Origin of the sequence: Rhodococcus sp. NPDC057135 (genome assembly GCF_042670865.1) — a bacterium.
Taxonomy (GTDB): domain Bacteria; phylum Actinomycetota; class Actinomycetes; order Mycobacteriales; family Mycobacteriaceae; genus Rhodococcus_F.
Genome location: NZ_JBHUUU010000003.1, coordinates 528,664 through 547,506 on the forward strand (window position 1 = coordinate 528,664; position 18,843 = coordinate 547,506).

At 60.0% G+C, this 18,843-nt stretch carries 16 protein-coding genes and 1 tRNA gene; 14 read left to right on the top strand and 3 right to left on the bottom strand.

Features of this window, described 5'->3' with window-relative positions:
- The first annotated feature begins 222 nt into the window (after nucleotides 1–222).
- The 4 genes from ACFT1A_RS07965 (at nucleotide 223) to ACFT1A_RS07980 (ending at nucleotide 2,275) form a co-directional block, all read left to right on the top strand.
- Nucleotides 223–660, top strand: coding sequence for a septum formation initiator family protein (locus ACFT1A_RS07965; RefSeq protein ID WP_153212074.1), 438 nt, complete (start codon nucleotides 223–225; stop codon nucleotides 658–660).
- The gene (locus ACFT1A_RS07970) at nucleotides 657–1,202 is read left to right on the top strand and encodes a DUF501 domain-containing protein (RefSeq protein ID WP_378446517.1); all 546 of its coding nucleotides are present in this window, start codon (nucleotides 657–659) and stop codon (nucleotides 1,200–1,202) included. The genes ACFT1A_RS07965 and ACFT1A_RS07970 overlap by 4 nt, the downstream gene beginning before the upstream one ends.
- Nucleotides 1,199–2,164 (top strand): exopolyphosphatase, encoded by a 966-nt coding sequence (locus tag ACFT1A_RS07975; protein ID WP_378446518.1) that lies wholly within the window; start codon nucleotides 1,199–1,201, stop codon nucleotides 2,162–2,164. Before ACFT1A_RS07970 ends, ACFT1A_RS07975 begins: the two co-directional genes overlap by 4 nt.
- A gap of 34 nt (nucleotides 2,165–2,198) precedes the next feature.
- Nucleotides 2,199–2,275: transfer RNA gene (locus ACFT1A_RS07980), tRNA-Leu, on the top strand.
- A gap of 269 nt (nucleotides 2,276–2,544) precedes the next feature.
- Here the strand turns inward: ACFT1A_RS07980 and ACFT1A_RS07985 are convergent.
- Entirely contained in the window at nucleotides 2,545–3,591 is a 1,047-nt protein-coding gene (locus tag ACFT1A_RS07985) for a DNA methyltransferase (protein WP_058226239.1), read from the bottom strand.
- A gap of 290 nt (nucleotides 3,592–3,881) precedes the next feature.
- Here ACFT1A_RS07985 and ACFT1A_RS07990 point away from each other — a divergent pair, with 290 nt between their 5' ends.
- Both ACFT1A_RS07990 and ACFT1A_RS07995 read left to right on the top strand, forming a co-directional pair.
- Nucleotides 3,882–5,222 carry a DUF262 domain-containing protein gene (locus tag ACFT1A_RS07990; RefSeq protein WP_082654791.1) on the top strand — a complete coding sequence of 447 codons (1,341 nt, stop codon included), beginning with the start codon at nucleotides 3,882–3,884 and terminating at the stop codon, nucleotides 5,220–5,222.
- Nucleotides 5,219–6,259 (top strand): HEPN domain-containing protein, encoded by a 1,041-nt coding sequence (locus tag ACFT1A_RS07995; protein WP_378446519.1) that lies wholly within the window; start codon nucleotides 5,219–5,221, stop codon nucleotides 6,257–6,259. Before ACFT1A_RS07990 ends, ACFT1A_RS07995 begins: the two co-directional genes overlap by 4 nt.
- A 679-nt stretch (nucleotides 6,260–6,938) precedes the next feature.
- Here the strand turns inward: ACFT1A_RS07995 and ACFT1A_RS08000 are convergent.
- A complete protein-coding gene (locus tag ACFT1A_RS08000) occupies nucleotides 6,939–7,133 on the bottom strand; it encodes a hypothetical protein (RefSeq protein ID WP_378446520.1) in 195 nt (64 codons plus the stop codon).
- Nucleotides 7,134–7,419: 286 nt separating this feature from the next.
- A complete protein-coding gene (locus ACFT1A_RS08005; protein ID WP_378446521.1) occupies nucleotides 7,420–8,097 on the bottom strand; it encodes a tellurium resistance protein in 678 nt (225 codons plus the stop codon).
- Nucleotides 8,098–8,396: 299 nt separating this feature from the next.
- Between ACFT1A_RS08005 and ACFT1A_RS08010 the strand changes: the two genes are divergently transcribed.
- The 8 genes from ACFT1A_RS08010 to ACFT1A_RS08045 all read left to right on the top strand — a co-directional run bounded on the left by ACFT1A_RS08010 (nucleotide 8,397) and on the right by ACFT1A_RS08045 (nucleotide 18,760).
- Entirely contained in the window at nucleotides 8,397–10,700 is a 2,304-nt protein-coding gene (locus tag ACFT1A_RS08010; RefSeq protein ID WP_378446522.1) for a putative bifunctional diguanylate cyclase/phosphodiesterase, read from the top strand.
- Nucleotides 10,693–13,083, top strand: coding sequence for a putative bifunctional diguanylate cyclase/phosphodiesterase (locus ACFT1A_RS08015; protein WP_378446523.1), 2,391 nt, complete (start codon nucleotides 10,693–10,695; stop codon nucleotides 13,081–13,083). Before ACFT1A_RS08010 ends, ACFT1A_RS08015 begins: the two co-directional genes overlap by 8 nt.
- Nucleotides 13,084–13,129: 46 nt before the next feature.
- Entirely contained in the window at nucleotides 13,130–13,981 is an 852-nt protein-coding gene (locus ACFT1A_RS08020; protein ID WP_378446524.1) for an SDR family NAD(P)-dependent oxidoreductase, read from the top strand.
- Between the two features lie 3 nt (nucleotides 13,982–13,984).
- Nucleotides 13,985–14,890 (top strand): TIGR03619 family F420-dependent LLM class oxidoreductase, encoded by a 906-nt coding sequence (locus tag ACFT1A_RS08025; protein WP_378446525.1) that lies wholly within the window; start codon nucleotides 13,985–13,987, stop codon nucleotides 14,888–14,890.
- A gap of 68 nt (nucleotides 14,891–14,958) precedes the next feature.
- The gene (locus ACFT1A_RS08030; RefSeq protein ID WP_378446526.1) at nucleotides 14,959–15,645 is read left to right on the top strand and encodes a nitroreductase; all 687 of its coding nucleotides are present in this window, start codon (nucleotides 14,959–14,961) and stop codon (nucleotides 15,643–15,645) included.
- Nucleotides 15,646–15,700: 55 nt separating this feature from the next.
- Nucleotides 15,701–16,837: a class I SAM-dependent methyltransferase gene (locus ACFT1A_RS08035; protein WP_378446527.1), complete on the top strand. Its 1,137-nt coding sequence runs from the start codon at nucleotides 15,701–15,703 to the stop codon at nucleotides 16,835–16,837.
- Between the two features lie 194 nt (nucleotides 16,838–17,031).
- Nucleotides 17,032–17,883, top strand: coding sequence for a Bax inhibitor-1/YccA family protein (locus ACFT1A_RS08040; RefSeq protein WP_378446528.1), 852 nt, complete (start codon nucleotides 17,032–17,034; stop codon nucleotides 17,881–17,883).
- Nucleotides 17,884–18,004: 121 nt separating this feature from the next.
- Nucleotides 18,005–18,760, top strand: a complete 756-nt coding sequence (locus tag ACFT1A_RS08045) for an enoyl-CoA hydratase/isomerase family protein (RefSeq protein WP_378446529.1) — start codon at nucleotides 18,005–18,007, stop codon at nucleotides 18,758–18,760.
- Nucleotides 18,761–18,843: the final 83 nt, after the last annotated feature.

An 18,843-nucleotide genomic window follows, 5' to 3' on the forward strand; every position in this document is an offset into this window, starting at 1 on the left:
GGAGACACACCGTCTCGTGCGCGTCGTGACAGCGCTCGACGCCCACGGGCGTCGGAACCTTCGGTAGATCCGGCAGCAGTTGATTCCGCTGTGACAGACCCCGCGCAGTCGAGGGCCTCGACAGAGAAGGCGTCGGCACGCGGGTCGAAATCGGCTCGAGGGAAGAGCGGAACCAACAAGTTCTGGTCTCGACTTCCCAAGTCGGACAACACCATTTTCGGGTTGTCCACCAGCCGGGCCGTGGTGCTCGCGATGGTTGTACTCATGTTGGCGCTGACACTGGCTGTGCCGCTGCGTACTTACATCAGCCAGCGATCGGACGCCGCGCAGGTGGCGGCCGAACGTCAGGTGCTCGAGGAAGAGCTGCGAAAGCTGCAAGGGCAGAACGCACGTTTCGACGACCCTGCGTACATCGAAGCTCTTGCACGAGAACGCCTTCGGTACGTCAAACCGGGCGAGACCCCGTTTCAGGTTCAACTTCCCGGTGACTACAAGGAGCCGGAGAAGAAGCAGGAAAAGGAAACACCGCTGACAGGTCCGTGGTATCGCGACCTGTGGCAAACGATTTCGGAACCGCCAGTGGTTCCCGAGACGACGACACCGGCCCCGATGCCGTTGGCGCCGATAGAGCCAGAAGAACAAGGAGTACCCACCGGGTGAGCAACACGTCCGAAAATTCCCCACAGGTTTCACAGGCGGACCTCGACGCCGTTGCCGCTCAATTGGGCCGTGAGCCACGCGGAGTGATCGAGATCGCGTACCGCAGCCCGGACGGTCAGCCGGGCGTCGTCAAGACTGCCCCCAAACTTCCGGACGGAACACCGTTCCCGACGTTGTACTACCTCACCGACCCGCGACTGACGGCCGAAGCGAGCCGTCAGGAATCCGCCGGCGTCATGCGTGAGATGACCGAACGTCTGACGCAGGATCCCGATCTTGCCACGGCTTACCGCCGGGCGTACGAGTCGTACCTCGCCGAGCGTGACGCGATCGAATCTCTCGGTACCGACTTTGCCGGTGGTGGGATGCCGGATCGCGTCAAGTGCCTGCACGTGCTGATGGCGCATTCGCTTGCCAAGGGTCCCGGCGTGAATCCGCTCGGTGACGAGTCCGTGGCGTTGGCCGGTCACGGAAAGCTCCGCGGCACTGCAATTCCCGCGGACTGGCCTGGCATCGACGATGCCGACAACACCGACCAGTGACTCGCCGTGTTGCCGCAGTTGATTGCGGTACCAACTCCATTCGACTGCTGATCGCCGACGTCGGAGCTGACGGTCGTCTGGTGGATGTCCGACGTGAGATGCGCGTCGTGCGACTCGGTCAAGGCGTTGATGCAACAGGGGCGTTCGCGCCCGAGGCCATCGAACGCACCCGGGTTGCGCTCGTCGAGTACGCGTCGATGATCGCCGACGCCGGAGCAACCGCCGTTCGCATGGTCGCCACCTCGGCTACTCGCGACGCTGCGAATCGGGAAGAGTTCTTCACGATGACGCGGGACGTGCTCGGTGCGGTGATTCCCGGATCCGGAGCCGAGGTGATCACCGGCGACGAAGAGGCACGTCTCTCGTTCAGCGGTGCTGTGGGAGAACTCGATCCGTCGGCGGGCCCCTTCGTGGTGGTAGATCTCGGCGGCGGATCCACTGAAGTTGTCCTCGGCGAGGCGTCCGGGGTCCAAGCTGCGTACTCCACCGACATCGGCTGTGTGCGCGTCACGGAGCGGTGCTTACCGTCGGATCCGCCTACGGCAGAGCAGGTTTCCGAGGCGACAGCTTTTGCGACCGCGAAATTGGCCGAGGCGTTCGAGGTCGTACCCGTCGAGAAGGCGCACACGTGGGTGGGTGTCGCTGGAACCATGACGACGCTGGCCGCGATCGCGCAGGATCTTCCGGAGTACGACGCTGAGAAGGTGCACCTGTCGAGGATTCCGTTCAAGCAACTGTTCGACGTGTGTGAGCGTCTCATTGCCATGCCGCGGGTTGATCGTGCTGCCTTCGGTCCGATGCATCCGGGGCGGGTGGACGTCATCGGCGGCGGAGCGATCATCACCACGGTGCTGGCTCAGACCTTCGAGGCCAAAGCCGGGATCACCGAACTGGTCGTCAGCGAACACGACATCCTCGACGGTATCGCGATGTCGATAGCTCAAGCCCACCCGATAGTCTGATCCCTGTCGCACCCGACCAGTCGGGTGCGACAAGGCCCCCATAGCCCAATTGGCAGAGGCAACGGACTTAAAATCCGTCAAGTGTCGGTTCGAGTCCGACTGGGGGCACCACTCGAAACGGAGTTCGAACCAGTACAGTTCGCGTTAGCTGTTCGAAGGGGCATGTCAGCAGCGCGCAAGGTTTCAACTCAAAAGGGCTGTCCTTCGATCGCCCGAATATAGCTATTCGGCAATGATGAACGGGCAAGTGGTGCTTGCACGCGGTCCGGAAGACCAATCGACTCGTGTGCTGTTGGAGGTCACAAAGTGGGAGTCGGCTTAACGGCGGGTCTTAGGATCTGCAGTCCCTTTTTGGCTACTTCTTCATCTCATTGTAGTACTCAAATCAATCGTGCAAGCACATCGACTTCGTCGGCGTATGTGCCAGCCTTACCCATCTGGCTTGATTGACGTGCTTGACTGTTCGGCTGCCCGGAGTCACGAACACGCGTCACTTTCCAGCGACCTGATTCCTCTAGCGAGCGCCTCAACAGGTTCTCCGGGGACAGTTTTGCGTCCACACTAGGCAACGCGCCGAACCGAATAGCCATTCTGGCCTGAGGGTTGCTCCGTTCAGCCGCGCTGGCCCATACCGACGCGAGATCGCTCACAAATATATCAACGCTGGTGTGACGAAGCTGATTGTCAGTCGTGTACTCAACGAATGGCGGCCCACCGAGGAACCAAGACCGCAACCATTGATCGGGCATGTACGTGTACATGCGGAAATACGGTGGGCTCGTGACGACCCAATCGAAAGAGTGCTGCAAACGCTGCAGCACGTCCGACGATTCACCGCAGTAGATATCGCCGCCGTGCTCTCTGGGCACGTCGGCGAGTGTGTATCTGATTCGGCGTAACACTGCGTCAAGCACATTCACGTAAGGAGGTCTCATCGCGCGGGTTTGCCAGAATTTCACAGCGGCGTTGGGCTTTGTGGCATAAGTTCGTGGCATTTGGTTAGACAGGTAAGTCGGTACAGCTTTAGTGAGCGGGCCGTGAAGGATACCGAGCACGATCGCTCGAAGTACGGCTGCATCCTCGTGGTCTGAGGCAATGTTCGCGAGTTGCTCGCGCAACGCACACATTTCGATCAGGGTCTTTGGGTGATACGCCCACTCCCAAAACTCACCAGAGGGCACGGACGTGGGGGCCGGCGAAGTCTGCAATAGCTGAATAGCCAGGGTTTCGACCGCGATGCGATCGGCGCGGGCAACCTTCGCGGCCGCTATTGCGGCAGCCACTGGACTCGCATCAATACCCACCGAATTTAGTCCTCGGAGCCTCGCAGCGAACATTGTTGTCCCACGCCCACAGAACGGATCCAGTACCCACTGACCTTTTCTGGCGCGTGCAAGTCTGGCGAGGGGGAACTCAAGCGGGAACATGGTGAAGTAGGGACACGCGGTGTTCAAGCGTTGATGAACAGACGGGATGGCGATCACGGAACTGCTCAAGGACTGCGTCACCACCCCCAGAGCATACCGGCAAGCAACTACCAGCTGTACAACAGGTGCGATCCGGCAACAAATGAATGGAAAGCTGCTCCAACTCTACGTCTACTCCCCTCGGGACATTGTCCACTAGGACTGTATGGTGTTGTGCAGTATCAGGCAGTTTCGAGTGAAACGCGTCGGACGTTCGAGGTCGCGCTGACCTCAGGTCGCGACTGGGCTGGATGAATCGTGCGGCGCGCTTCAATTCTTCGGGAGGCAATACGGTGGCGCTAGAGGCAGCCGAACATGGTTTACGAGTGCACATCTTCCCCGGCGAACAGATAGAAGTGCCGAAGCCTGACATCTTTCGGGCGCCCACTGATCAGGAATTGAACGCCCGCTATGTGAAAGAGGGCGTTCGGATCGTCACCGAGCAAGCTCGATATCCGCTCAATCAGATTCAGGCTATGTTTTCCGGCACGTTTCAAACTGATGAGGGAGAGACGGAACACATCTACAAGAGGGATCCTGAATATCAGCGGAGGCATCGATGGGACGACGGACGTAAGTCTCGTTTGATTGAGTCATTTCTAATGAATGTACCAGTGCCGCCAGTTTTTCTATACGAAAATGAGCTTGCTCGCTACGAAGTTATGGATGGGCGCCAGCGGCTTACTGCCTTGATGGATTTCTATGAAGACAATTTGATTTTGACAGATCTGCAGTATTGGAAAGATTTAGAGGGTCGAACATATTCAAAGTTGCCCTCATCGATAAAAAATGGGATAGATCGAAGATATCTGTCATCGATTATCCTACTTAACGAAACTGGAGCATCAGAGGGGCAAGCGGCCGTCCTGAAGAAGCTTGTTTTTGAGAGGCTGAACTCGGGAGGTGTGCGACTTAGCGGACAGGAGACCCGAAATGCTGTTTACAATGGGCCGTTGAATGATTTGTGTATGGAGTTGTCTCAGACATTTGAGCTCCGCGCTGTGCTTGGAACTCCCGATCAGCAGATGGCGATCCCATCCTATGATGAAGATTCCGGTGGAGATCTAATCGAGCCGACGGAGGGTGGGGATGTTCAGATATCGACCCTCGGACGCAAGATGTTTGAGTCGATGGAGGATGTCGAACTGGTTCTCCGGTTTTTTGCCTACAGGCATCTAGATCAGTTTCCGCAGGGTTTGAACAGAGTCACCGAGTTCCTCGACGAGTTTCTATCGAAGGCGAACGAATTTGACGCGGAAACGCTGGGATATTACAAAACGCTATTCTTGGCGAATATCAGTTTTTGGTATAAGGTTTCAGGAAAAGATGCCTTTCAAGTTAACAGTAGGCGTCATTTCAGTAAAGTAGCTTACGATGCGTTGATGTATGCTAGCTCCGCGATCTCTGATCAACAGCGAAGTCTTCTGCTGGAGGACCCAAGTACTTTACATGAAACTGTGCGGCGGATGTTTGTTGACCATGCCGAAGTTTTTGGGGGAAGGAAGACGAACGCGGTGGATGCGCGCTCGCGAAATACACACGCACTGGAGGCGTTGGCAGAAGCACTTGAGCAGGCTCAGGGTCGTTCATGATCTCGCATTACCAGGAACTTTTGGGTGATCTTGATCGGATTCGAAGTTATCTTCATGATATATCTGCGAGTAAACCTACACGCGTCCAACGACAGTTTGCATATGTTGCGAGTGTCTCGACTCTCTACTCCTCGTTTGAGAGCTATGCAGAACGTGTCGCCTTCCGGTTTGCTCAGATAATGTTGAGTTACCCCGACAGTCTCAACGCGGAAGAGATGAGTCGATTGAGAAAGCGCTACATCGCCAACTCGTCTACATTACTGGCAAAAACGTTGGGTTCGGGTCGATATGAGAATGTAACAGAGCTTGATGTAGCGAGGAGTCTGATGTCATGCCTTGATGACTCTGATTCCTACGATCTTCGTGAAGAAATAGTAACTTTGCATAACTCAAATTTGCGTTGGGACGCACTGTCCGCGCTGTTTGCGTGGGCGTTCGAAGACCTTCGCGCGAGTGTAGGAAAAACGGATGCAGTGACGAAGTGGCTAGGGCTTGCGCAGCGTCCAGACCTGGCTGCTGTCGACACAATCGAAAGTGAGCTAAAATTGCTTGTAGAACGGCGCAATGAAATTGCTCATCGAGGTATCCCTGATGAGATATTGTCGCCTGAACGGGTAGTTGATATTGTTGAGTATATTGAAGTGATATCTTTGGCTCTAATTGCATCTTTGGGTGGTCGTATACTGAAGTCAACATTGTCCAGGGGGGATAGTGTCAGTTTGGGTGCTCCTGCGGACCTTTACCAAGCGCGCCGAGTCGTGATAATCGCATCGCTGGGTGCGGAAATCTCCGTGGGTGACGTTGTGTGGTCCTCCAACTCGGAGAAGACTCGCTGGGGAACTGTACTAGGAATTCAGCTTGAAGATGAATCCGTTGATTGTGCGCCGCCGGGCGTTGAAGCGGGAATTGAGCTGGATTTTGTGATGCATAAGAATTCGGATTTGCACCTTTGGCGCACGCCGATAGAAGATTTAAGTCCGCCACCCGGCAAGATTTTCGGGGACCGGGGCCCCTTGGAATCTCCGTCCGGTACATAAGTCACTGCGTAGCAGTTAGGGCCGAATCTCACCACTCGGAACTGACTGCTGACGAAAGGGTGTATCGACCTTCCGGGGATTCGCCCTGGTTGTGTGGTGGAAGGGAAGTGTTCCCGAGCTTTGTTTGGGAAAGGCGGGGCGTCGTCGTGGTCTTGTAAAGTCAACGTAGATTCTGTCACCCGGCGCCTTGGACAGTCCGGCGTCGATGGTGAAGGCATCGACTTGTCGACGATCTTCGTTTGGTGGTTCACGTGTGTTGACGGATGGGTAGAAGCTACCCGTGACGATCTGTCACCCGCTGCCAATCATCGAACGCGTGTGCGAAAATGTGGAGATGCGGTTGACCGAGCGATCCCCGGACCGCTGCCCGAATGGACACCGACTCACGGCGAATACGTGCCTTGTCGGCTGGGAGGTGTGTGGGTGTGCCGCGACAGAGAACGGCGGGCATCGGACTCACTACTGCCGGCGCTGCGGTGAGACAGTCCGGACGCCGGAGTGTGTCGGCGTGGATCCGCAGAAAAGTCGATGGAGTTGAAGGGGTGCCCTACCTGCTTGGGTGGGGCAACCAGGCAGGGCAGTGGTTGGCCGTCCCTCTCAATACCGACCTACGGCAAACCATTGGCGTTGAAGGTACCCACACTTCGTGATGCGCGCCACTTACGTACCAGTACCTTCGTTAGCCGAGGTCAGCGGTGGCGACGATGGACGTCGCCGACGTCCCCGCGGGGACGTGGTTCATGGAGAAATCGCGGTCCCGGTCGGGGTTGACGACGCTCGCCAGTAGGAGCATTGCGGCGACGAAAAGAATCCCCGCGGCGAGGTAGGCGATTCTCACGGGCAGGCGAGGGCGTCGATCTGAATTCGTGGACATTCACGTTCTCCATCAGTGCAGTGGTGAACGTTTAATTTAACAATCAACTAGTACGAACGGGCGAACAGTGACGCAAGATACGAAAAGACCCTCGATCTCGGGGGAAATCGAGGGCCTTTCCGGTCGAACGTCGGCGTCGCCAAGCACATAGCGTCACCGACCCACTATCGGTGTCGAGCGTGACCCCTCATGTCCGACCCCACTTCTCGACACTATCCAGTAATTTGCGACATTGGGGACGATTCGGACTTTGTCATTCGGATGGGGGACACCCCGGCCGCGACACCTACTTTCGTCCGGCTGCCCATTTCATTCCCCAGTTGTATGCCCGATCGAGATCGGACTGACTACCGTTGACGTACTGCACTTCGCGGGTCACCGTCACGCCTTGACCTGAACTTTGGATGAGCGCGATCGCGCACAGTCGCTCCTGATTACTCGCGGAGTCCAGTCGCACTTCCACCTCGGGCCCGTTGGTGGGATACAGGGTGACGACGCCGTCCACGGCCGCCCAGTTGGGAGCGCCGTCGTAGATCATCGCGAAGATGAGGATTCGCCGGAAAGCGCTGGGGTCACCGAGATTGACGTGCATGTTCTCGCCGCCGGTGTTCGCGCCACTGCGGTCGTCGCCGTCGAGGGAGATGTACGGCGGGGAAGTCAGCGAACCGAAACTGTTGCCCAAGGCCTGGACTACTCCTTTGGACCCGTCGGCGAGTTCGTAGAGGCAACCGAGATCCAGGTCGACCGCGCCGGAACCTGCGCCGGCGAGCTTGGCGAGGAAACCGGTCTTCTTCGCCGGCGCTCCCTGTGACCAGTTGAGGTTCACGCGCATATTGCCTTGTCGTTCACCCGCCTTCGCGAGGTTGACCGTCGGCGCTGATTTGGTGAGCGTGATCTTGCTCAGGCTGACCGGTGCCTGCGACGGTGTGGACTCGCCGGAACGTCGGGTGTAGTCGATTGCCATCGTGATTGTCCTTGTCTGAACTCGAATGAGTCCGATCGTGTTACCCGTCGAGGAATCTCCACCGACGTGATCGGCGATCTCCGGCCATTGTCCCTCATATCCGAATTTCGATCCGAGGACACGCAACTCGCTGCGCCAACCACCGGGCAGACCAGCAGTTTGCTGATTACTGTGTCTGTGGGCGGACCTCACTCCGAAAAAGGTCGGACGTACTGGTTGACACGACAGTGCCCATTTACGGGAGAATTGCTCAGTCGGACGTCCGTTTCGAGTTGCGGCGTGGGAGTGGGAGGTAAGTGATGACGGTCCTCTCTCGTCTGCAACCGCACCCGAGAGAAAGACTGACTCCCGCGCAACGCGATGACGTAACGCGTGAACAGATCGCCGTCACCTTCGGCGTGCTGCCATGGGCCGCAGCTGTCCACCTGGTCGTCACACTCGGGTTGGCGCTGTATGTGATTCCACCGGACAGCGGACTGTTACCAAGCCTGTGGCCATTTCTGTCCGGGGTGATCGGGTTGGTGGGGATGTGCGTCGGGCTCGCCATTCATTTCAACCTGATAACGCCCACCTACCGGATGTCCTACGCGTTTCTCATCGTCGAATTTGCCGTTGTCGGGATCCTGTATTCCTCGCTCGCCCTGGTCCTGTACCCGGTCCTGGACGATTCCGGCGATCTGATCCTGATAGTGGTCACCACATCCATCACCGGGGCCGGAGCCGTGGCCACCGCGATGTTGCGGGTGGTGGGGCTCACCTGGGTGCTGTCCAATCTCGTCATCCTCGGGGTGGCATTTTGGCTTCAACCTGGACCCGAGTTCGAGCGAATACTCATTGGAATGATCGCCTACGGAGCCGCTCTGATCGGCGGCACGATAGTGGTCTCGGGCAATCTGGAATCGCGTTACCGAGCTGAGCTGAGCGCAGCGTCGGAACGATCGGTCGTGCAGATGCTTCTCGAAGATTTCGAAGGCAACGCCGGGGACTTCGTATGGGAAACGGACCAGAAAGGAAAGTTCAACCGAATCCCGACGCGGCTGGCGGTCGAAGCGGGGCTGGACTCCACCGAGCTGCAAGGAACGGCGTGGCAGGACCTGTTCATGGAGCTGGGCACGTTACGAATCCCGGGCGGAATCGATGCGCTCATGGAGTTGCAGCAAGCCCGCCACACGAAAACTGCATTCGTCGACGTCCTCGTTCCTGTCCGAGTGCACGGAGAAATCCGGTGGTGGCAGGTGTCCGGACGGCCCCGGCCCGGCCGCACACCCGACGAGTTCGTCTGGCGAGGAGTCGGTTCCGACGTCACCGAAGTGAAACTGCAGAGCGACGAAATCGTGCGGATGGGGCGGGTGGACGCACTCACCGGAATGCCGAATCGGCACAGCTTCTGGACCGAGCTGGAACGTCTGCTGCGCGATCCGCACACAAGCGAAAGCGGTCTCGCGTTGGCCATGCTCGACCTCGACAACTTCAAATCGGTCAACGACACACTGGGACACACGGTTGGCGACGCGGTTCTGCGGGAGGTCGCGGATCGCCTGTCCGAAGCCGGAGGGGTGTCACAGTTGTTCGCCCGCTTGGGCGGCGACGAGTTCGCGATTCTTTTCACCGATGTCGGTGACAGTTCGCACGTGCGAACTCTGCTCGGCCGCTACATCGAAGCACTCCATGAGCCGATCACAGTGGCAGGTACGCGGTTGGAGATCGGGTGCAGCATCGGGTACTACCGCCCTGACACTCTCCCGGCCTCCGCCGACGAGTTGATGGGCGCAGCGGACTTGGCGTTGTTCGCCGCGAAGGAATCCGGGCGTGGCGCTGTACGCGAATATCGAGACTCGATGAAGTCCGTGGCAGATCGGCGTGCCCGCCTTCTCGAGGATCTGGGGAACACCGTGTCCGACAAGGACCTCGAACTCGAGCTGCTTCCCCGGATCGACGTCGTCTCCCGCGAGATCGTGGCTGTGGAGGTTCGTGTGATCTGGCACAACGCCCGGTTGGGGGCTGTGACGTCCGCAGAATTCATGAGCGTCGCCGACGACACCGGTTTGGCGTACTCGCTCGGGACAACAGTTTTCGAGCTGGCCTGCGCGGCGGCGTCACGCCTACCCGATCACTTGCGGGTAGCAGTCGCGGTATCGACGCGTCAGCTCGAATCGGATTCCTTCGTCGACTCGATAGGGGATTCGCTTCGACGATCAGGTGCCAGTGCAGACCAACTCGAACTCCAACTCAACGAATCCTCGGCGATCACCGACGAGTCCAGGGCGGCGTTGCACGCCATCGCGGAAATGGGGGTATCGCTGACGGTGGACGAGTTCGGCGCCGGATTCTCCTCCCTTGCATCACTGTCCGGCCTTCCTTTCACGAGAGTCCGGATCGAACGCTCCATCTCCGGTGCGGCGCCCGGCGGCCGGCCGATTCTCGAAGCTGTCGTAGATCTGGTCGGCGCCCTGGGAATGGAAGTCGTCGTCTCGGGAGTGGACAGTGAGGAGGACCTGAAGTCCGTGGCCGCAGCAGGAGTGCGGACTGTCCAGGGATACGCCGCCGGCGGAGTCATGTCGGTCGACGAGGTTGCACTGGTGACAGCAGGCCATCATGGATGACCCGGCAGCACTCCGTAGGCGTCGTGTCGAGACGTCGGTGCGCAAGCTCGGTCGAAGCGGCTCGGAACAACACCTCTCGGATTACGATCGCCGTCGTCTACTCGATCGACGGCTGCGGTTCACCGCGCGGGTTCTTCCGTGGTCGTTTCTGACCGCAGCCGTTGCGTTGTCAGCGATCGTGGTGCTCTTGCCGGTGGATGCCGGATGGTTCAGCTTCGCCTGGTCGAGTGTCATGCTGTTGTCGAGCGCCGGATTCAGTGTTTATTGGCTGCGGCGCGCGCGTCTCGGCGTCTCCGAGTCGCAGACCGCCGAATTGGTGGTGCTCACAGTCGAAATCGTTGTCTGGGGACTGCTCCTGGCATGTTTGGCTCTCGTTCTCTTCCCGATGCTCGAACCTGGTGACGAATTGGTACTGAGCTCGACCTTGATCGGCGGGATCGCGGTCGGCGTATTTCCCACGATGATGTTTCGCGGAATCACGGTCGTCTGGATCAGCCTGGTCGGGGCCGGTCTGGTCGGAGCGTTTTGGACGGAACCAGGCACGTCGCGTTACGTACTGATCGGGGTACTGGTCATCTTTCTGGGTTCGCTCTACAGCGGAACATTGCTGTTGGCCAACCTTTTCGAGAGACGGCTACGTGCCGAGCTCATCGCCGAGGACGAACGAGATCTCGTGGAATTGTTGCTCAACGATCTCGAAGACGGTGCCCAGGATTGGCTCTGGGAGACCGATTCGCGCGGTATCGCCAGTACCGTGTCGTATCGATTCGCCGAGCAGGTCGGTTTACCGGCAGCGAAGATCCGGGGCCGCACCATGCACGAGATTCTGATCGGAATCGGCGCATCCCGAACAGACGCGGGCAGGAAGTCCCTGGCTCTCCTCGCTGCGAATTTTGATGCAGGGACGGCGTTTCGGGACCTCACACTGCAGGTCGTCGTGCGGGGCGACACTCGCTGGTGGTCGATGTCAGGTCACCCCGGCAACGGCGAGCGGTCGGACTACGGATGGCGCGGCGTCGGATCCGATATCACGCACTCCTATCACCAGCGTCAAAACATCTTGAGACTGGCGGAGGTCGATTCGCTGACCGGGCTCAGAAATCGGTACAGCTTCAACGCTCAACTGTCTTCGCGGCTTCGGGACGGGCGCAGAGTGTGGTTGGCGATCTTGGATCTGGACAACTTCAAGTCGATCAACGACCGGTTGGGCCATCACGTCGGAGACGACGTGCTTCGTGATGTAGCGAGCAGACTGCACAGCGTTCTGCGATCGAACGAGATCTGTGGCCGACTGGGGGGTGACGAGTTTGCCATCGCCTTCGACGACATAGCCTTCGACGACATCGGGAATGCAGACGAGGTGCAGGAGCGATTCCAAACAATTCTCGACGCATTCCAACGACCGTTTTCACTGGTCGGCAACGAGATTCGCATTCGCGCCAGCCTGGGCTACGGCTCTATGCCCGACGATGCCGACAGCCTCGAAGACCTGGTGATTGTTGCCGACCTCGCGCTGTACCACGCAAAGGAGAGCGGCCGGAACCAGATCCGCGCCTTCGATGCGACTTTGCGCGATCGTGCGACCGGTAGGGCCAGGGCACTGTTGGATCTTCGTCGTGCGCTGATCGACGAAGAGTTCGAGTTGGTCTATCAACCGCAGGTTTCAGCCGCGACGGGAGTTGTCGTCGGGTTCGAGGCTCTGCTGCGGTGGAACCATCCGACTTCAGGTCTCGTCTCGCCGGGAGACTTCATTTCGGTCGCCGAGGAAACAGGCTTGATCGTGCCGATCGGTGCAGGTGTTTTGCGGGCTGCCTGCACGGCAGCGACAACGTGGCCGGAGGACATTCGGGTAGCCGTCAATGTTTCTCAGGTGCAACTGCGTTCGAGTCGATACGTCGAGTCGGTACGCCGGACACTGAACGAGGTGAACCTCGACCCCAGCCGACTCGAGATCGAGGTGACCGAATCGCTGGTCATCGACGACGCCGACCGAGACGTATTGGTACAGCTGTCGGCGCTCGGAATCGCCATTGCGATGGACGACTTCGGCACAGGGTTCTCCTCGGTTGCCAGCTTGGCCCGCCTGCCACTCGATCGGTTGAAGATCGACCGGGCGTTCGTCGCACCACTGGACGCGGATCCCTCGAGTTCGAGATTCGCTGTCCTGCGAGCCGTCATTGCGATTGCCAAATCTCTCGGGCTGGACACCGTCGCCGAAGGGGTGGAGACGGATAGGCAGCGCGCGATAGTGACCGAGTGCGGATGCGACGTGATCCAGGGGTACCTGGAGGGAGTGCCGATACGGGCAGCCGAGATTCCGGACTATTTGAACCGGCGACTCGGCGGTCCGAGCAGGCGGGGTGTAGCGGCTACCACTGAGTGAGAACTTAGTGCCCGTTTTGCGAATCGATGTGTGACGGTACGCCGAAGTGATTCACATCGAACTGCAGAAGGGTGTCTTCGTGGAGGTCGGATCGGCATACTCCCCAGGGCCGATGTTGGTGGGTAAGAAGGCAGTGGTCACAGGCGGCTCCCAGGGAATCGGAGCAGCGATAGCTCGAGCATTCGCATCGCACGGCGCGTCAGTTCTGGTTGTCGACGTGGCTCCGCTGAACGAGAGCGAATTCGACTCCGCTGCAGGTGGTTCGATCAAACATCTCGAGTGCGACGTGCGGGCGCCGGAAGTCCCCGTCGCGTTGACCGAGTTCGCACCAGATGTCCTGGTGAACAACGTGGGGCATTTCCTGAATCCGCCGACAGCGTTCACCGGAACTGATCCGGGTTTCTGGTCCGAGGCCGGCAACATCAATTTCGATCACGTCGTGCGTCTGACCCATGCCCTGCTTCCCGGCATGATCGACCGCGGTTCGGGTGGATCGATCGTGAACCTGACGACGGTGGAGGCGCATCGAGCGATCCCGGGCCACACGATGTACTCGGCATACAAGGCGGCACTCACACAGTTCACCAGAAGTCTTGGTGTGGAGATCGGTCGAACCGGAGTGCGCGTCAACGCGATTGCCCCGGATCTGATCGAGTCGGTGCAGGTGCCGTACCGCAAGATCGTTTCTGCGGACGACTGGGACAAGTGGCCGGGGTGGGCGCCGTTGGGTGGACCAGGCCAGCCGGTCGACATTGCCGGTCCCGCACTGTTCCTGGCTTCCGACCTGGCGAGATACATCACCGGAACTGTCATCCACGTCGACGGCGGCTCGCACGCTGCTGGTGGCTGGTTCCCCACAGAAGAGGGTGGCTGGACCAACCGGCCCCGAAAGGCTTGACACATGACAACTTTCAGTCTCAATGTTCCCAATTTCGGCACTACTCTCGCGGAGGACTCCTACGGAAAACTCGTCCAGGTCTGTCAGAGCGCGGAAGCTGCCGGCTTCGACCGGGTCCTCGTGACCGATCACGTGGTGATGGGCTCGGACAACTCGGCATACACGTGGTCGGCGTTTCCCACCGAGCCTGACGCCAACTGGCTCGAACCGCTGACCGTCCTGGCTTTTGTTGCCGGACAGACACAAACGATTCGCCTGGGTACCGGAATCGTCATCGCCGCACTGCGCGGGGGAGCGGTACTGGCCAAAACTGCCGCGACACTCGACCTGCTCTCCGGCGGCCGCCTCGACCTGGGCGTCGGAACCGGTTGGCAGGAACGCGAATACGAAGCTGCCGGCATGGACTTCGGCAAACGAGGACCCCTGCTCGACGACGCTCTCGCGGTGTGCCGGGCCCTGTGGAGTTCGGCGCCCGCGAGCATCGACACTCCTCGACTGAAATTCGACGACGTGTACTGCGCACCCCGGCCGTCCGCAGGAATCCCGATCTGGGTGTCGGGTTCGCTCTCCAAAGCAGTCGTACGACGCGTCGCAACCTGGGGCGACGGGTGGATTCCGATCATGGGCGCCGTCGACGACGACCTACGTGTTGGGATCAACGTCATCGGCAAGGCAATGGCAGATCTCGGACGCGATCCGGCGGAATTGCAGATTCGTGGGCGATTGACCGTCGTTCGCGGGTCTGACGGCTCGATCGACCTCCCGACGACGATGCTCGGCGCCGAACAGCTGCTCGAATCCGGAGCTACCGATGTGTTGGTCGCACTGGCAGCGGTTGATCCCGACCCGGATGCGGCGATGGAGGAGTTCGGCGAGCTGGTGGCGGCCTTCGCAAAGGTGACCCGCTGACCATCGCGTCGAGGCGGTAGTTCTATCGTGCGAAGTGTTGTAGTGCAGCCTGATCGAGGAGAGAACGCATGACCGAGAGCATCGTCGTGGATACGAGCCTGGAAGCCTTGCTCGATGCCCGGATCAGCTGCCGCGCTTACGAGGACCGTCAGGTGCCGCGTGAGGTGATCGAGGAGATCCTTCGGTTGGCGCAGAAGACGCCGTCGTGGTGCAACACGCAACCGTGGCAGGTCGCGATCACGGAAGGGGAGGGCACCGAACGATTCCGCGCCGGCCTCGGTGAGTACGTGATCGCCAACGCCCAGGAGTCGGACTTCGAGTTCCCACGCCAATACCAGGGCATCTACAAGTCGCGTCGGTTCGACTGCGCGATGGCGCTCTATTCGAGCGTCGGAATCGAGCACGGTGACCGCGCCGGGTCCGCGGCGCAGACGATGAAGAATTTCGAGCTCTTCGGCGCTCCCCACGTCGCGATCATCACCACCGACGAGGCATTGGGCACCTACGGAGCCGTCGATTGCGGGTTGTACGTGAACAGCTTCCTGCTCGCGGCCCAGAGTCTGGGTGTGGCCACCATTCCGCAGGCGGCACTCGCAGGCAGTTCCAAGTTCATTCACGAACACTTCGGCATCGACGACACCCGCAAGGTCGTCTGCGCTATCTCGTTCGGATACCCCGATACCGACCACCCGGTGAACGGATTCCGCACCGAACGCGAAACCGTCGACAACGTCGTGCAGTGGATGTCGAACTGATCACCTGCACTTCCAGGATTGAGTGTTGAGCTGATTCACCTGAAAGACTGGTGGCATGTCCGACACACCCGAACTGTTCGATCGTCTGCGCCGATTCCCCGATGTCGAGGCACCCAATCTCTTTGCCGTCGACGCGGCTGATCGTCTGATCCTCGACGAGGCCGCCGATGCTCTGGCTGCCGCGCCGGCGGACTCCGTCGTCGTGATCGGCGATCACTACGGTGCGCTGACCGCCGGTGTTGCGCTCGTTCACGGAATTGCCGGCGTGCGGGTTCACCAGGATCCGCTCACCGGAGAACTGGCACTCGCGAACAATGCGCGCGAACTCGGTTTCAGTGACGCCTTCACCTCCCACGGACTGGACGAGGAGTTGCTCAGCGGCGCCCGCGTCGTGCTCATGCAATTGCCGCGTAGCCTCGCCGAACTTGCCGAGATCGCTCAGCTGATCGCGCTCCACGCCCACCCGGCGGTTCGTGTCTTCGCCGGTGGGCGTGACAAGCACATCACCCCGGCGATGAACAAGGTTCTCGGCGAATCGTTTTCCGACGTCAGCGCCTCGCGTGGGCGTCAGAAGTCGCGCGTACTCAAGGCTTCGGAACCCAAGGCCGATGTTGCGATCACGTTCCCGTTGACCGAACGCCTCGACGAGTTCGATCTCGACGTCGTTGCTCACGGCACAGTGTTCGCCGGTGCGAGCCTGGACATCGGCACCCGGTTGCTCCTGGAGAATCTCGGCAAGATAGCGGTCGACCCGTTGAGCGATGTGGTCGATCTGGGTTGCGGCAGCGGCATTCTCGCGACGGCGATCGCACGCAAGTTCCCGGACGTGCACGTGATCGCGACGGATCAGTCCTCGGCAGCCGTCGCTTCGGCACTGGCGACCGCGTCCGCGAACGGCGTCGGCGATCGGGTGAGCGGTCTGCGCGACGACGCGATGAGCTCGCTGCCCGACGCGAGCACGGATCTGGTTCTGTTGAACCCGCCGTTCCACGTCGGCGCGGCGGTTCACACCGGCGGAGCGCTCAAGATGTTCGAAGCCGCCGGTCGCGTCCTGCGCCCCGGAGGGGAGCTGTGGACTGTCCACAACGCGCATCTGGGCTATCGCGAACCGTTGAAAGCCGCGGTGGGTCCCAGTGAGGCGATGGCGAAGAACGCGAAGTTCATCGTGATGAAGTCGATCAAACCGTCCTAGTATCGAAAAGGGACGAGTGTCGAAGACTGTTGACCTTCCGGAAACGCGCCGGGAACTACAACGGATGCTTCGACGTTGTAAATTACGAGTGCTTTACTTTTAGTTAGGTACACGGACCGTGTCGGAAACTCGGATCCGTCCGGCGAACCCGCGACGCACCCGTCGTAGGCCACCACGATGAAGGGATGATCACGGTGCGCACCACCAGCAACCCGGTGTTCCGCAATCTGCCCAAGCAAGAGGGCAACGGATACGCCTCGTTCGGATCTGCGACGGCGGGCGCCTCGCAGGCAACCCAGCAGTTCGGTCAGCCGCAGTACGCTCCGGCTGAGCCGTACCAGACCGGTCCCACCTCGCGGGCCATGACGATCGACGACGTCGTCACCAAGACGGGCATCACGCTCGGTGTGCTGACGATCTCGGCCTTGGTGTCGTACTTCCTCGTCAACAACAACTCCGACCTCGCAGGCCCGCTGGTCATCGGCGGCGGTCTCGTCGGCCTGGTACTGGTTCTGGTCGCCACGTTCGGCCGCAAGATGGACAACCCGGCAATCGTGTTGGCATACGCCGTCGCGGAGGGTCTGTTCCTCGGTGCGCTGTCGTTCATGTTCACCAGCGTCGAATTCGGTGGCGTCGGCGGATCGGCTCTGATCGCGCAGGCAGTCCTCGGCACCTTCGGCGTGTTCTTCGGAATGCTGGTGGTCTACAAGACCGGAGCGATTCGGGTGACCCCGCGTCTGACGCGAATGATCATCGGCGCGCTCATCGGTGTTGTCGTTCTGGCGCTCGGCAACCTCGTCGCCAGCTTCTTCACCGAGGGTGGACTGGGACTGCGTGACGGCGGAACGTTTGCCATCATCTTCAGCCTCGTCTGCATCGGCATCGCGGCCTTCAGCTTCCTGCTCGACTTCGACGCCGCTGATCAGCTGATCCGCGCGCAGGCTCCGGAGAAGGCGGCCTGGGGCGTTGCATTCGGCCTCACCGTCACCTTGGTCTGGCTGTACGTCGAGATCCTCCGTCTGCTGAGCTACTTCAACAACGACTAGTTCTCGAGTCGTTTCGTAACACAAAAGAAGGGTCCCGCGAGGGGCCCTTCTTTTGTCGTCTGCGGGCGGTTACGGTGCTTTGTACCTAGCAACTGCTTGGTTTTCAATGAAGGGTGCGCGAATGTCGACAAACACCACTGAACCCGTCCTGGTCGCGGATGCCGGAGCAGTGCGAACGCTGACCTTCAACAATCCGAGCCGCCTGAACGCTTTCAATGCGGCCGGCTTTCGAGCTTTGACCAAGGCTCTCGACGACGCGGCGTCGGACGATTCCGTGGCCGTGGTGATCGTCGAGGGCGCAGGCAAGGCATTTTCCAGTGGCGTCGACCTACGCGCACTGGCCGAACCCGGCACGGACAATGCCGACTTCGGCGACGCATTCGCGCCGCTGATCATTGCGCTGGTGGAGTTTCCGAAGCCTTTGATCGCCGCGGTGCACGGCGCCGCCGTCGGCATCGGCCTGACCATGCTGCTCTACTGCGACGTCGTCTACGTTGCCGAGAACGCACGCTTGCGGGCACCGTTCACCTCGCTGGGCACGGCGCCCGAAGCTGCCAGTAGTTGGTTGCTGCCCAAGGTGATCGGAACACAGCGCGCCGTCGAGCTGATCCTGTCGGCCCGGTGGCTCAGCGGCATCGACGCGGCTGACTACGGCTTGGCGACCGCAGCCGTAGCTGCCGACGAGGTACATGCGCGTGCCCGTGAGAGTGCCGAGCAGATTGCCGCCAACGTCGGACCGGCAGTCCTGGCCGCCAAGCGACTGCTCCGTCACGGTTGGGCGGAAGAGGCTCGCGCCGCCGTGCAGCGTGAGGACGAGGCTGCGCGAGAGTTGATTCGCGAGTTGGGGAGTTTTGCTCAGAAATTCACGACAACATGAAAACCGTGAACATTGAACACGACCACACGAAAGCGGCCGCCCGGCAGAAGCCGGGCGGCCGCTTTAGACGTGCTCAGGGGATC